The organism is uncultured Roseobacter sp., assembly GCF_947499265.1.
GTDB lineage: Bacteria > Pseudomonadota > Alphaproteobacteria > Rhodobacterales > Rhodobacteraceae > Roseobacter.
On the sequence record NZ_CANMNK010000005.1, the window covers coordinates 346,745 to 361,291 of the forward strand.

Consider the following 14,547-nt stretch of genomic DNA (forward strand, 5'->3'; position numbering starts at 1 on the left):
AAGAAAGGCAAGTCACGTGAAGACATTCCCAATGTTCCTGCAAATGGCAGGGCGACGCGTGGTCATCGTCGGCGGGGGCGAACAGGCCGCCCAAAAGACAAGGCTGATGCTCAAGACGGAAGCGCAAATCCACATCGCAGCGCCGGATCTGGACGATGAACTGACCGCGCTGGCATGCGACGGTCGCATCCTCCATCAGACCGGGCCTCTCACAGATGAGACCTTTCAGGGCAGCGCGCTGGTTTTTGTTGCCACAGGCTGTCCAGGCGCAGATACCGCGATCCAAACGCTGGCAAAGGCCGCCGGGAGCCTTGTCAACGTGGTGGACCAGCCAGACCTGTGTGACGCGATCACCCCGTCGATTGTCGACCGCGATCCGGTGGTTGTGGCCATCGGGACCGAAGGCACCGCACCCGTTCTGGCACGTCAGATCAAAACGCGAATGGAGCAGGTGCTGGAGCCGGGCCTGGGACGTCTTGCGGCCCTCGCTGGTCGCTTGCGCCCTGCAGCCGCAGCGCGTCTGGCCCCCCGCGAAAGGCGCGACCTCTGGCGTTGGGTGTTTGCCGGTCCTGCGCGTGAAGCCCATGCGCGGGGCGCCGAACGGGATGCCGCCCGCATGATCAAGGACGCCCTGCAAACAGGTGATTTCGGCGCGGGCACAACCGGCAGCGTCGCGCTTGTGGGGGCCGGACCCGGGGCACGGGATCTGATCACATTGCGCGGCGTCCAGCGCCTGCAGGAGGCGGACGTGATCTACTATGACCGTCTGGTCGATCCGGGCATCCTCGAACTGGCGCGGCGCGACGCCGAACGCGTCTACGTGGGCAAGGCGCCCGGATGCCATAGCTGGCCGCAGGACCGGATCAGTTCTGTTTTGGTCTCATCAGCACGGCAAGGCAAGCGATGTGTGCGCCTGAAATGCGGCGACCCCGGTATTTTCGCCAGAGGCGCCGAGGAAATCACCGCCCTGGAAGCGGCTGGCATCCCCTTTGAGATTGTCCCCGGCGTGACGGCGGCGAGCGGTGCAGCAGCTGCCTGCAATGCGATGCTGACCGAGCGTGGTGAGGTGGATACCCTGGTCTTGACCACCGGACACCGGCATGACGGACCGCATGCACCGGCCTGGCTGGCGCATGTGCAGCCTGGCGCTTCCATCGCGCTTTACATGTCGGTGGCCAGCGCGCCGATGATCCAGGATTTGCTGGTGCGGTCGCCCTACGCTGCACATATTGAGGTGACCCTGGTGTCGAAAGCACAGAGCCCCGCGCAAAAGATTGTCTCCTGCCACGTCACGGAATTGGCCGATGCCCTGACGCAAAATGACATGCAGGACACAACGATGATCTTGCTGAAGCTGCGCAAGTCATCTTGCCTGCGAGCGGGTCCACCGGCCCCCGGAACCACAGCGGCACCGGAATTGCGCGCCGTCTCTTCCTAGTGCGCGCAAAACCCTTCATGATGGCGCAGCTTGCATCAACGTTCATCAGAAAGTGCCGCCAATGTCCCCTACTCAACCCTCGCGCATTCTCACCCATGATGCGGTGATGACAATGCTGTCCGCCGCCATCGCCGAAGCGGAAAGCCACGGGCAACCGCAATGCATTGTCATCGTGGATGCGAGCGGCGAACTGCTCGGCGAAATTCGCATGACCGGCGCCAAGTTTCTGAGCCGCAAAAGTGCACGCTCCAAAGCGCTGACGGCGGCCTCGATCCGCGCGGCCACAACCGCGATACCGGACGCCGTGCGCCAAGCCATCGGCATGGCCACGGGCGGACATATGACCGGGCTGCCCGGGGGTCTGCCGATCATGATCGAAGGAGAGTGCATCGGTGGGATCGGGATCGGGTCCGGATCAGGGGATCAGGATGTTGCCGTGGCCACCGCAGCGTTGAAGGCAATCGGCGCGGATATCTGACGCCTAGTTTGCGGGGTCTTTCTCGCGGTATCCGATGCGCCGCGACACCCCGAACCCGATGGGCTTGCGCTTATTGCCGGGGAGCGCCGGATCAGGCCCCCAGATGGCCTGATAGGTATCAACCGCCATGCCCCGGTTTTGCAGGATGACGGAGGCCGCCAACAGGCCGGACCACCAGATGGACAGGCAAAGCCACATCCAATTGGGCGCATTGGCTTGCCAGAGACCGGTCAGGACAGCGGCAACAGAGAGCGCCAGCGCGACGTAGCCTGCAGCCTTGTGAACATACTCGAACGCAAGCCTGCGGGGCGTCATATCATAGTGATCCCCGTGTAATGAACCATCTGGCGCGGGCGCTGTGGGGCCGCCTTTTGTCCCGCGCAGAATGCCGCCACAGACCTGCACAACCGCCAACGCAAGAGCTGCCCAGCCGAGGAAGGCATGCGGCCCCGCCTTGATGGTCAAAGGCGGCGCAGACAGGATCAGCCCCAGCCCCACAACCATCAGCAGGGTGGCGGTATACTGGCAGATGCGGTGGGTGTTCCACCAGAAATGACTGTCCAGGGTGCGCGGCCAGTCCTGTCCCGGCGTAATCTTGAAGTACCGGGCGATGAAAATACCCAGCGGGACCAATACCCCCCAGGCGAGGACCATCACGCGGGCATGCCAGCTCAGATGCCAGCCCACATCATGCGCGCTTGCCGCATCCATGGGGGCAAGCAGCCAGTCCCACATCAGCCTTTCACCGCTCCTGCGGTCATACCGGTAATGATCTGCCGCGACGCGACAAAGGTGAAAATAATGGGCGGGATGGCGAGCAACATGCCAGTGGCCATGATCACGCCCCAGTCGATGTCAAATTCGGTCATGGAATTCACAATTGTGACCGGCACGGTGCGGGAGTTGCGATCCGCCAGCGCATTGGCCAGCAGGAATTCGTTCCAGGCAACCCGGAATGTGAAGATCGCCGCGGCGGCCAGACCCGGTTTGATGAGCGGCAACACCACGAGGAAAAACACCTGAAATGGCCCCGCCCCATCCATGCGCGCGGCTTCTTCGAGCTGGATCGGGACCTGCACGATGAAGCTTTGCAGGATCCAGATCACGAACGGCAGGTTCATCGCCACGTATACTAGGATGATCCCGGCGCGTGTGCCGTCGATCTGGAACTGGAAGGTCCAGATGCCAAAGACGGGCACCAGCAGCACCGCCGGCGGCACCATCCGCATCGCCAGCGTGGCGAGCGACACGCTATCGCGTCCCATGAACCGAAAACGCACCAGCGCATAGGCCGCCATGCAACCGATCACCAGTGTCAGCACGGTCGAGACCAGCGCAATGATCAGCGAGTTGACCAGCGCGCGACCAAAGGTTTTGTCGCAATAGTCGATGTGCGGCGCTTCGTACCAGAGGAAATCGCAGAGCGCCGTTTCATAGTTGCGCAGCGTCGGCATGAAAATGAGCGACGAGGTGTCGGACATGATGTCCACGTTCAGCTTGAGCGAGGTCATCAGCATCATCGCGATGGGCCCGACGGACATGACCACAAGGGCGACAAGCAGCGCGTAAAATGCCGGGTTCTGGCGGTCGTAGGTCTTCGCCGACATCACAGATCCTCCTCAGCAGCTTTGCGCAGCCGCGCGGCGCGGACTTCCATCGCCTTGTTGTAGAAAAACATGCCGAAGGTCAGGATCATCAGCAGGATCAACAGGTAGTTCGACATGGCCGCCGCTTCGCCCAACTCACGGAATTCCGAGGCCGTGCGCGAGATGCGTAAGGATAGGATTTCGGTCGACAGTCCCGGCCCGCCATTGGTCAGCACCAAGATCACTTCAAGCACCTTGAAGGCATCGATCAGACGCAGCAGCAGCGTTACAATCAGCACCGGCAGCATCAGCGGCAGCTTGATGTAGATGACCTGCTGCCAGCCGGTCGCGCCATCGATGCGCGACGCCTCCATCGCCGATTGCGGCAGGGATTGCAGCGCGGCCAGCGAGAGGATGAAGATAAACGGGGTCCACTGCCAGACGTCCGCGATCACCACCGAGGCAAAGGCCCAGTTGCCATCTGAAAGCCAGGGCACCGGATCGAGCCCCATTGATTTCAGCGTGCGGTTAAAGATACCGACGGTGGGGTGATACATATAGCGCCACATCAGGCCGACAACGATGGGTGCGATCATCATCGGCAGGATGAAGAGCGTGCGCAGAAGGGACATGCCGCGGATATTGCGGTCAAGCAGCAGCGCCAGCCCGACGCCCAGAAACATCTCCAAAGACACAACGATGGCGGCGAATTTCAGCGTGACCCAAAAGCTTTCCCGAAAGCTCGCGTCGCTCAGAAGGTTGATGTAATTGCGCAGGCCGACGAATTCAGCTTCGCCGATCCGCTGGCTCGGGTTCCAGTCCAGAAAACTGGCGTAGATCATATAGCCAATGGGGTAGAGCAGCGCGACCGCCATGATGATGGCCGCAGGAGCCAGGAACAGATAGGGTGTCAGCCTGTTGACGTTCGCGCTTTGCATGTCTCAGAAATCCATGGGCGGGGAGTGCGCCGGGCGACCTGTGCCGCCCGGCCAGCGTTTGGGAGGAAACGCTTACTGCCAGGTGTAGTATCCGGCCTCATCCATGATGGCGCGGGCCCGTTCGGCCACACCATTAAGCGCTTCCTGCGGGTCAAGCCCCTCGGTCAGCACCTGGCTCATGGTGGTCCCGATGTCGGCATTGATCTTGCCCCATGTGGGGATGATCGGACGCCAGTCGGGATCGGCATATTTCAGCGCCTCGCCAAAGGTCGCGGAATAGGGATATTTCTCGTTCAGTTCCGCGTTTTCATAGGTGGAGAAGCGCGACGGGTTGCCGCCCGCCATGGCCACCATCAGGTCGCCCTTCTTGGAGGTCAGCCACTGCATCAGCAGGAAGGCCGCTTCCTTGTTCTGCGCATTCTTCGGAATGGCAATGCCGAACCCACCGGTTTGCGAGCCACGACGCACGCCTTCGGGGTGCAGCGCATAGCCGACGTTGCCCGCCACCTTGGACTTGCTGGGATCTTCAAACCCGGCGGCAAAGGCGATGGAATCCATGAACATGGCCGCCTGGCCTTGGCCGAAGGCTGCCGCAGCTTCGGCCGGGCCGAATGTCTGTGACCCTTCAGGGCCGCAATCCACGATGGTCTTCAGGGCATTGGCCGCAGCGACGCCAGCGTCATTGTTGATGATGGGTTCCCAGTTGTCGTCAAACACGCGCCCGCCCAGAGGGGCAAGGTGCAGCAGAAACGCGTGGCTGGCCTGGTGGCCGGAGGCTGCGCGCGACGCCATGCCGCCCATGCCCGGTTCGACCTCGGGGATCTTGCACGCCGCGTCGAGCAGCTGGTCGTAGGTTTCGGGTGTTGCGATCCCATGCTTTTCAAAGATGTCTTTGCGATAGGCCAGTACCGATGTTTCAGACCCGAAGGGAATGCCGAAAAGCGATCCGGTTTTGCCGGGCAGATAGCCTTTCTTGCCGCCTGCGATCCCGATATTGGCCACATAGCCGTCAATCAGGTCTTCGGCGTCATAGTTGGGGTCCGCCAGCTTCGGATTCATGAAAAACCGCGCCAGGTTTTCCAACTGATCGGCAAAAACGTAATCCGCCTTGGAGAAGACCACATAGGCGATCATGTCGTAATCGCCCTCATCCTTGGTCAGCTCCAGGGTCTGCCGCTCGCGCATCTTGAGGTATTGCAACTGGTCCACTTCGACCTCAATGCCAGTCTCCTCGGTGAAGGCGGGCAACACCTTCATCATCGCGTTGTAATGCGGGTGCGCCGGTACGTTGATCACAAGCGTGGTGCCCGCGTAGGGCGCATAGGGCCCGCCGTGACCATCGGCCAGCGCCAGTCCGGCCATGGAAACCGACAGCGCGGTGCCCGTCAGGATTGTCTTGAGTGATAGCATTCTTCAGTCCTCCCTAGATGCTATTTCTGATGTGTCAGAGCTTGAGCCCGGACGTCTTATCGAAAATCATGAGCTCATCGGTGAGCACGCCAAAGGTCTGCGTGGTCCCGGATTTCACCGGGGCCGCACTTTGCGTCTCAACCAGGATTTCGCCACTGCCGCAGCGCGTGACCAGAACCGATTGCGCCCCCAGATATTCTGAAACGACAATGCGCAACTCGATGGGCGCGCCCTGCGTCAGATCGGTGGTGAAACTCGACGGGCGCAGGCCCAGCGTGATCTGGCGGTCCCGTGCGTTCTGAACCCGGGCGCTGGTTTCGGCATCCAGCGGCAGATGGAAGCCATCCCCCCGCACCCAAACGGTGTCCTGTTCCGCGACCAACTCCCCATCGACGAAGTTCATCGTCGGTGAGCCAATGAACCCCGCGACGAATTTATTCGCCGGTGATTTGAAAAGCTCCTCTGGCGAGCCCTGTTGCTGGATCAGCCCGTCGCTCATCACCACAATCCGGTCGCCGAGCGTCATCGCCTCGACCTGATCGTGGGTCACATAGACCATGTTCTTGTCGATGGTGTCGCGCATCTCTGCGAGTTCTGCACGCATCTTGCCGCGCAGCTTGGCGTCCAGATTGGAGAGCGGCTCGTCAAACAGGAACGTGCCCGCGTCGCGCACCAATGCCCGCCCCATCGCAACCCGCTGCCGCTGCCCACCCGAAAGTTCCGCCGGTTTGCGGTCCAGCAGATGCGCAATGTTCAGCATCTCGGCGACGCGCTGCACTTTCTCTTCGATCTCCGGCTTGGAGACCCGGGCCAGACGCAGCGCGAAAGACATGTTCTTGGCGATGTTCATATGCGGATAAAGCGCGTAGTCCTGAAAGACCATCGCCAAATCGCGCTCTTTCGGATCGAGTTTGCTGATCGGTTTGTCGTCGAAATAAATCTCACCGCCAGACAGGGTTTCCAGCCCGGCCAGCATCCGGAGTGTCGTCGATTTCCCACATCCGGACGGACCGACAAGCACCGTGAATTCACCGTCGTTCAACGCCAGGTCAAAGGGTGGCAAAACTTCAACGGCACCGTAGCTCTTGGCGACCTGATCAAAGACAATTCGTGGCACGCAAGTCCCCCCAAATGCGCTCGCACCTGCTCGTGAAATGAGCCCAAGCGATTACAAATAGAGTGCCTGCCGTGACGAATTTCAGGAAGGACAAAAACCGAAAACTACGTTAACGTTAACGCAAATCGCGTGTTACACGCTGAAAAGAATGATAAATCTGAACCGAAGTAGAGAAGAGAAGAAAGCGCCACCAGGGATGTCCAGCCAAGCAAAACCAACAAAAATCGAGGATGTCGCCCGCAAAGCCGATGTCAGCATCATGAGTGTATCCCGCGCCATCCGGGGGGTGGAGGGGGTCTCGGAGAAGAAGCGCGCGGAAATTCTCAAGATCGCCCGGCAGATGAAATACATGCCCAATAGTGCGGCACGTTCGCTCGCCGTGGCGAACTCAAACCTGATCGGCATATCGCTGCCAACCTTCGCCGGAGAGGTCTTTGCCGAGATCCTGAACGGCATGCGCCAGACCTTCGATACGGCGGGCTATTCCAGCGTGATCGATACCACCGAGTACAACCGCGAGGCTGAGCTTAACTGGGTGCGCCGGTTGCTCTCCTGGCAGCCTGCGGCGATTATTCTGACAGGCATCGATCACCACCCTGAAACCCGCGAGCTGCTCAAGGCCTCCCCCATCCCGGTGCTGGAGATTTGGGACCACACGGATGATCCCATCGATATCTGCGTCGGCATCGATCACTTTCAGGCGGGCCGGATGATCGGCGAGCATGCGATCTCCTTGGGGTATCAGCGGCCTGCTTTTGTCAGCACACCGCGGGGGCATGACAAGCGCGCCGATGCCCGCCTTGAAGGCATCCGCGATGTCTTTGCCGAACAAAGATCGACCCCGGTGATTGCGGAGCGCCCGGCGCTTGGCAACGCTTTTGTCACGGGGTTTGATGGCACCGCCAGCCTACTGTCAGACTATGCGCCGGATGTGATCTGCTATCTGAACGATCACATGGCCTTTGGCGGGTTGATGTGCTGCCAGGCAAAGGGATTTTCGGTGCCTGAGGACATCGGCGTCATCGGGTTTAATGCGCTCGATCTGGCGTCCGTGCTGCCGATCAAACTGACCACCGTACGCACGCTGCGCCGGTTGATGGGCATCACCGGCGCGCGCAATCTTTTGGCGCGGATCAACGGCGTGCCCACCGAACAGAGCAAAGTTCTGCCTCTGGAATTCCAGGCGGGTCAGACCACGCGACTGCAAACCGACAACGACCGTTTAAGGGTCTAATCGTATCTGAGCTCCGTCGCCTTGCCGCGGAAGATATAGTAGGATAGCACCGTGTACCCCAGGATCGCTGGAAGCACGAAAAGCGTGCCCAACAGAATGATGAACAGGCTTTCGGGGGCGGCGGCGGCCTCGTAGATGGTGATCTGCTCAGGCACCACATAGGGGTAGAACGAATAGGCCATACCCGCAAAGGCAAGTGCAAAGAGCGCCATGGCCGCGACAAACGGCCCCCAGGTCATGCGGTCCTGCACCTTCGCCAGCTGATTGATCTGCCACCACAGATACACGACCAGCGCGCCGGACAGGATCGGCATGGGTGACAGATACAGGAATTCAGGCAGGCTGAACCACTTGTCGAAGATGCGCGGGCTGACGAATGGCGTGGCGAGGGAAATCGCGCCGATACCCAGGATCAGACCCCATATGCCCCCCTTTGCCCACCGCACCGCGTGCATCTGTAAGGCTCCGTCGGTCTTGGCGATTAACCAGGCGGCACCGATGAAGCTGTAGCCGACTGTCAGGAACACCGCCGTCAGCAGGGCAAATGCCACATGAGACACCGTCCACGTAAGACCCATGACATACATGCCGAGCATGAACCCCTGGCTCATGGAGGCCATTAGCGATCCCGCGAAGAATGCCGCGTTCCACCTTGGCTTCTGCGACAGCGGTGCCTTGGCCCGGAATTCGAAGGACACACCCCGCAGGATCAACCCTACAAGCATGATGAACACCGGCAGGTACAGCGATGTCAGGATGATACCGTGCGCCGGCGGAAAGGCCACCAGCAGCAGGCCAATGGCCAGCACCAGCCAGGTTTCATTCGCATCCCAGAACGGCCCGATAGACGCCACCAGCCGGTCTTTTTCAAGATCATCGGCCAGCGGCATCAGCAGTCCAACCCCAAGGTCGAACCCATCCAGAATGACGTAAATCAGGATGGACAGCCCCATCAGCGCGGCAAATGTCCAGGGCAGCCAGATGGCGGGATCGCCAAACATTTCCATGACTATTCTCCCGGATGCAGCACGGCCACTTCGGCTTCGCCGCCGCGTGGGTAGGTGCGGGTTGAGAGGGGTTCACCGCGTGACGCCTTGCGGGCCAGATAGGTGATGACCGCGATATAGGCGATGATCAGTGCGGCGTAGATGACCAGATAGCCAATCAAAGTGCCCAACACCATGCCTGCGGGCACGTCACTGACGGCGTCCTTGGTGCTCAGAACCCCTTGGACCAGCCACGGCTGACGCCCGATTTCGGTGGTATACCATCCCGCCAGCGTCGCAATCCAGCCGCTGAAACTCATCGCCGTAAAGGCATAGAGCGGCAGCGCGGGCATGTCGCCAGCGCCATATCTGCGCAGGAAATAAAGCCCGGCCCAGGACAGTGCCAGCATCGCCAGGCCAGTGCCAACCATGACGCGGAAGCTGAAGAACACTGGGGCCACGCGCGGGTGCAACGCAGTACCATCTTCGGCCACAAAATCGTTGAGCCCCGGCACAACGCCGTCTGCCTTGTGGGTCAGGATCAGGGACGCGCCGTTTGGCACGGCAATCTCGAAGCGGTTCTCACGCGCGTCCTCATCCGGCAGGGCGAAGAGCACCAGCGGCACATTCGGCCCGGTTTCCCAATTGGCCTCCATCGCGGCAACCTTGGCGGGTTGGTGCTCCAGCGTGTTCAGACCATGGAAATCTCCTGCGAGAATTTGCAGCGGGATCAGCGCGGCGGCGGCAATGATGCCAAACCGCAAGGTCGATTTGACGCTCTCCGCCCGGTCGCCCCAGAGCAGGCGCAGCGCAGAGATACCCGCGATCAGGAAGGCAACGGTGAGACCGGATGCCAGCATCATGTGTACAAAGCGATAGGGCATGGAGGGGTTGAACACGATCTCCCACCAATTGGTGGCAAAGACGATCCCGTCACGCAATTCATAGCCCTGCGGCGTGTGCATCCACGAGTTCAACACGATGATCCAGAAGGTCGACATGGTTGTCCCGAAGGCGACAAGGAAGGTCGCCATCGTATGTACCCAGGGTTTCACCCGTGATGCACCAAAGAGCATGATCCCGAGGAAGACCGCCTCCAGAAAGAAGGCCGTCATCACCTCATAGGCCAGCAACGGCCCCGCCACATTGCCGACGGTTTCCATGAAACCCGGCCAGTTGGTACCGAACTGGAAGGACATGGTGATGCCCGACACAACCCCCATCGCGAAGGACAGCGCGAAGATCTTGACCCAGAACATATAGGCGTCCATCCACTTGCTCTCGCCCGTCGCATTGAAGCGCAGCTTGAAGAACAGCAGGACCCAGCCCAAAGCGATCGTGATCGTTGGGAACAGGATGTGAAACGATATATTCGCACCAAACTGGATGCGAGACAGAAGTAAAGTGTCCACGGGATTATTCCTCGATTGTCGAGCGTTAGACGAGTTGTGCCTGTATCCCGCAACATAGTTTTCGAAGTCTGAAAATCAGGGCCGTGCGACGAATTGCGCCTATTGCCAGAGGCCTGACGGAGCGGTGATCAGTCTTTCGGGTCTGGGAACGCGACAGGGCCGCCCTGTTTCTCCCAGGTCGAAAACCCCTCTTTAAGATGCGCGGCGTCAAAGCCCATATCTTGCAAGGTTGCGGTCGTCAGCGCAGAGCGCCAGCCCGAGGCACAATGGAAGACGAATTTCTTATCTTCGGCAAAAACCTCTTTGAAATAAGGGCTATCGGGGTCCACCCAGAACTCGATCATCCCGCGGGGTGCGTGAAAACTACCCGGGATGAAACCGCTGCGTTGCCGCTCCCGCACATCGCGAATGTCGACGACAACGACGTTCGGATCTTCCAGCATGGCGATCAGATCCTTGGTCTCAATTTCCTCAATACGGGCACGCGCATCTGCGACCATTTGCGCAGAGCTGGTTTTCAGGGCGGGCATGGCAGATCCTTTGCGGTGGTAGGTGCAGGCGCGACACTGCCACAGCGCAGGACCCGCGACAACGGCCCAGACATGCGATTGACACGCCTGCCGCTTTCGGACGATCTAGAACGGGCAGACACGAGCAGGGCGAAGCACTTTGGACTATTGGACCACTCTCATTGTGGCAGGTGCTGCGTTTCTGTTTTCCGGTGCCGTCAAGGGGCTCGCCGGGATCGGTATGCCCACGGCAGCCATCGCGCTAATGACCCTTTTCCTTGACCCGCGCACGGCCATTGCACTGGTTCTCTTCCCGATGATCGGCTCGAACGCCTGGCAGGTCCTGCGTGCGGGCGAACTGCAGCGCACCGCACGCCGTTATGCCGTCTTTGCCGTCGTGCTGCTGGGCGGCGTGACCCTGACGGCCTTCGCCACGCAAAACACCGGTGATCGCGCCCTGCTGGCGGTTCTCGGTCTGGTGATCCTGTTTTTCGTTGCCGTCTCGTGGCGCGGGCTGGTACCGCCCCTGCTCGCCCGCCACGATCGATCCGCACAGATTGGCTTTGGCCTCTTGGCGGGTGTGGTGGGCGGCATGACAGCCGGTTGGGGCGCGCCGCTGGCCATGTATCTGGCCACCAAACAGGTCGACAAGGACGAATTTGTGCGCGCCACGGGGTTCCTGATCTTTGTCGGCAGTCTGCCGCTTTGCCTGGCCTACATCCAGCTGGGGTTCATGACCGGCCCGCTTGCTGGGGCGTCGGCCCTGATGCTGCTCCCCACGCTCGTCGGCTTTTCACTGGGCGAGATCTTCCGCAACCGACTGTCGGCTCAGGCGTTTCGCAAGGCAATTCTGATCGTTTTTGTCTTCATGGGGCTGAACCTGATCCGCCGCGCCATCTGGTACGGGTGATCCCGTCAGAAACAGCTTTCCAGCAACTCGGTGGTGTTTTTCACGGTCATTTTCACCGGATTACCGCCGCAGCTTGGATCCTGCAGCGCAGATGCCACCAGAGCGTCCATATCCGGCTCGGTCACCCCCAACGCCGTCAGGTTCGCCGGGATCCCAAGCTTGGCGTTCATCTCACCCACAAATTTGTAAAACCCGTCAAACCCGCCTGAAATGCTGAGGTAATTCGCAGCCCGCGCAAGATGTTTGCGCACCCGGGGCCGGTTGAACATCAGCACCTGCTGCATGACCACGGCGTTGGTGGTGCCGTGATGGGTGTGGTGCACAGCGCCAATGGGATGAGACAGCGCGTGAATGGCTCCAAGCCCTTTTTGAAACGCGGTGGCCCCCATGGCGGCCGCTGACATCATATGCGCCCGCGCCACTAGGTTGGTGCCATCCTCAAAAGCGGTGAGCAGGTTGTCCTTGACCAACCGCATGCCTTCCAGGGCGATCCCCTGGCTCATCGGGTGGTAATGCGGCGAACAATAGGCTTCCAGACAATGGGCAAAAGCATCCATGCCAGTGCCGGCGGTGATCGCTGGCGGCATGCCCACGGTCAGCTCCGGATCGCAAATCACCACGGCGGGCAAGATCTTCGGATGAAAGATGATCTTTTTCTCATGGGTTTCCGAATTGGTGATGACGCTGGCGCGCCCCACTTCGGAGCCGGTCCCGGCCGTGGTCGGCACCGCGACAATCGGTGCAATCGCGTCTGCATCCGCCCGTGTCCACCAGTCGTCGATGTCTTCGAAATCCCACAACGGGCGCGTCTGCCCGGCCATGAAGGCAATGACCTTGCCCAAGTCCAGCCCCGACCCACCGCCAAAAGCCACCACGCCATCGTGCCCGCCCTCGCGGTATATGGCGACACCTTCTTCGGCGTTCTGCTCGGTCGGGTTCGGATCGACATCCGAGAACATGGCCCGACCCAACCCCGCTGTGGTTAAGAGTTCCAGCGTGGCTTGGGTGATCGGCAGATCGGCGAGCCCCTTGTCGGTCACCAGAAGCGGTTTCGTGATCCCGGCAGCAGTACAGGCCTCCGCGATTTCGGAAATACGTCCGGCGCCAAAGCGCACGGCGGTGGGATAGGACCAGTTGGCAACAAGGGACATCAGATCAGGCCTTTTTCAGATGATATGATTTTGGACGTGTCAGATTGTGGTAGCCGATGACAGACAAACCACCCCCCCGGCCCGTATCCTTGCAGCCGGTCCAGCACAAGCCCGGATCAAGGTAATCGGCGCGGTTCATGAAGACGGTGCCGGTTTCGATGCTGTCACCAATCGCTTCGGCGCGCGCGGTGTCTTTGGTCCAGAGCGAGGCGGTCAATCCATAGTCGCTGTCGTTCATCAGGCGGATGGCGTGCGCGTCGTCCTGAACAGGCATGATCCCCACCACCGGGCCAAAGCTTTCCTCTCGCATCACCCGCATCGAATGATCCACGTCTACGAGGATTTGCGGCATCAGATAGGCGCCACTGTCCTGCGGGAAGAGCGCCGGATCGATCAACGCTTTGGCCCCTGCGGCCACGGCATCAGCTGTCTGGCTGCGCACCGCATCGGCAAATCGCACCTGTGCCATGGGGCCCAGCGTGGTTTCAGGGTCCAGCGGATTGCCCAGCGTGTAGCCTTCCACGATCTTCACCGCCTTCGCGACAAACGCATCAAAATGGCGCTCGGTAACGTAGATGCGTTCGATCCCACAACAACACTGCCCGGAATTGAACATCGCCCCGTCAATCAGCGTCGCGGCGGCCGCATCAAGATCGGCGTCTTCCATGACATAGCCGGGGTCTTTGCCGCCCAGCTCCAGCCCCAGCCCGGTGAATGTGCCCTTGGCCGCCGCTTCCATGGCCCGGCCACCGCCGACGGAACCGGTGAAATTCACAAAGCCGAACGCGCGGTCGGCAATCAGGGCAGAGGTGGTCTGGTGGGTCAAGAAGACATTCTGGAACACATCCTCCGGGACGCCTGCCGCGCGGAATGCCTGCGCCATGCGTTCCCCCACCAGAGGTGTCTGGCTGGCGTGTTTCAGCATCACGGCGTTCCCGGCGATCAGCGCAGGGGCCACCGTATTAATCGCGGTCATATAGGGGTAATTCCACGGGGCCACGACCAGAATCAACCCATGCGGCACCCGTTTGATCATGCGCCGAAAGCTGTCGCTGTCCTCCAGCGCGATGTCGGCCAGCGCTGCTTCAGCAATGCCCGCCATATGCCGGGCGCGTTCGTCAAACCCGCCGAATTCACCGCCATACCGGATGGGGCGGCCCATCTGCCAGGCCAGTTCCGGCACGATCTCGTCGTTCATCGCGCCCACGTTGGCCACGCCTTTGAGCACCAGATCAATGCGTTCCCGCAGCGGTCGCGCAGCCCAGGCCACCTGCGCCGCCTTGCCTTTGGCCACCGCTTCTGCGGCTTCAAACTCGTTCAAAACGGGCCGCGTCGCATAGATCGACCCATCGATCGGGGAAATGCAAGTGATGGTCAT

14 protein-coding genes are annotated in these 14,547 nt (G+C 60.6%); 4 read left to right on the top strand and 10 right to left on the bottom strand.

Annotated elements, in window-relative coordinates; translation table 11 throughout:
- Nucleotides 1–16: 16 nt before the first annotated feature.
- Together cysG and Q1A63_RS15815 are read left to right on the top strand one after the other, a co-directional pair.
- Complete coding sequence (cysG, locus tag Q1A63_RS15810) at nucleotides 17–1,438, top strand: siroheme synthase CysG (RefSeq protein ID WP_298974174.1); 1,422 nt, start codon at nucleotides 17–19, stop codon at nucleotides 1,436–1,438.
- Nucleotides 1,439–1,499: 61 nt separating this feature from the next.
- On the top strand, nucleotides 1,500–1,916 hold the full coding sequence (locus tag Q1A63_RS15815; RefSeq protein ID WP_298974176.1) for a heme-binding protein: 417 nt from the start codon (nucleotides 1,500–1,502) through the stop codon (nucleotides 1,914–1,916).
- Nucleotides 1,917–1,919: 3 nt separating this feature from the next.
- On the opposite strand, the gene Q1A63_RS15820 is transcribed toward Q1A63_RS15815, so the two are convergent.
- From Q1A63_RS15820 to Q1A63_RS15840, 5 genes are all read right to left on the bottom strand, one after another.
- Entirely contained in the window at nucleotides 1,920–2,651 is a 732-nt protein-coding gene (locus Q1A63_RS15820) for a cytochrome b561 domain-containing protein (protein ID WP_298974178.1), read from the bottom strand.
- On the bottom strand, nucleotides 2,651–3,523 hold the full coding sequence (locus Q1A63_RS15825) for a carbohydrate ABC transporter permease (RefSeq protein WP_298974180.1): 873 nt from the start codon (nucleotides 3,521–3,523) through the stop codon (nucleotides 2,651–2,653). Before Q1A63_RS15825 ends, Q1A63_RS15820 begins: the two co-directional genes overlap by 1 nt.
- On the bottom strand, nucleotides 3,523–4,440 hold the full coding sequence (locus Q1A63_RS15830) for a sugar ABC transporter permease (protein WP_298974182.1): 918 nt from the start codon (nucleotides 4,438–4,440) through the stop codon (nucleotides 3,523–3,525). Before Q1A63_RS15830 ends, Q1A63_RS15825 begins: the two co-directional genes overlap by 1 nt.
- 72 nt (nucleotides 4,441–4,512) lie before the next feature.
- Nucleotides 4,513–5,850, bottom strand: a complete 1,338-nt coding sequence (locus Q1A63_RS15835; protein ID WP_298974185.1) for an extracellular solute-binding protein — start codon at nucleotides 5,848–5,850, stop codon at nucleotides 4,513–4,515.
- Between the two features lie 34 nt (nucleotides 5,851–5,884).
- Nucleotides 5,885–6,967: an ABC transporter ATP-binding protein gene (locus Q1A63_RS15840; RefSeq protein ID WP_298974188.1), complete on the bottom strand. Its 1,083-nt coding sequence runs from the start codon at nucleotides 6,965–6,967 to the stop codon at nucleotides 5,885–5,887.
- A 196-nt stretch (nucleotides 6,968–7,163) separates the two neighbouring features.
- Here Q1A63_RS15840 and Q1A63_RS15845 point away from each other — a divergent pair, with 196 nt between their 5' ends.
- A complete protein-coding gene (locus Q1A63_RS15845; RefSeq protein WP_298974190.1) occupies nucleotides 7,164–8,201 on the top strand; it encodes a LacI family DNA-binding transcriptional regulator in 1,038 nt (345 codons plus the stop codon).
- On the opposite strand, the gene Q1A63_RS15850 is transcribed toward Q1A63_RS15845, so the two are convergent.
- The 3 genes from Q1A63_RS15850 to Q1A63_RS15860 all read right to left on the bottom strand — a co-directional run bounded on the left by Q1A63_RS15850 (nucleotide 8,198) and on the right by Q1A63_RS15860 (nucleotide 11,129).
- Complete coding sequence (locus Q1A63_RS15850; protein ID WP_298974193.1) at nucleotides 8,198–9,208, bottom strand: cytochrome d ubiquinol oxidase subunit II; 1,011 nt, start codon at nucleotides 9,206–9,208, stop codon at nucleotides 8,198–8,200. The genes Q1A63_RS15845 and Q1A63_RS15850 overlap by 4 nt on opposite strands.
- Nucleotides 9,209–9,210: 2 nt before the next feature.
- Nucleotides 9,211–10,599, bottom strand: a complete 1,389-nt coding sequence (locus tag Q1A63_RS15855; protein WP_298974196.1) for a cytochrome ubiquinol oxidase subunit I — start codon at nucleotides 10,597–10,599, stop codon at nucleotides 9,211–9,213.
- Between the two features lie 128 nt (nucleotides 10,600–10,727).
- On the bottom strand, nucleotides 10,728–11,129 hold the full coding sequence (locus Q1A63_RS15860) for a rhodanese-like domain-containing protein (protein ID WP_298974199.1): 402 nt from the start codon (nucleotides 11,127–11,129) through the stop codon (nucleotides 10,728–10,730).
- A 139-nt stretch (nucleotides 11,130–11,268) separates the two neighbouring features.
- Here Q1A63_RS15860 and Q1A63_RS15865 point away from each other — a divergent pair, with 139 nt between their 5' ends.
- Complete coding sequence (locus tag Q1A63_RS15865) at nucleotides 11,269–12,018, top strand: sulfite exporter TauE/SafE family protein (RefSeq protein ID WP_298974202.1); 750 nt, start codon at nucleotides 11,269–11,271, stop codon at nucleotides 12,016–12,018.
- Nucleotides 12,019–12,023: 5 nt separating this feature from the next.
- Here the strand turns inward: Q1A63_RS15865 and Q1A63_RS15870 are convergent, their stop codons facing one another.
- A complete protein-coding gene (locus Q1A63_RS15870; RefSeq protein ID WP_298974205.1) occupies nucleotides 12,024–13,169 on the bottom strand; it encodes an iron-containing alcohol dehydrogenase in 1,146 nt (381 codons plus the stop codon).
- 4 nt (nucleotides 13,170–13,173) lie between these two features.
- The gene (locus Q1A63_RS15875) at nucleotides 13,174–14,547 is read right to left on the bottom strand and encodes an aldehyde dehydrogenase family protein (protein WP_298974207.1); all 1,374 of its coding nucleotides are present in this window, start codon (nucleotides 14,545–14,547) and stop codon (nucleotides 13,174–13,176) included.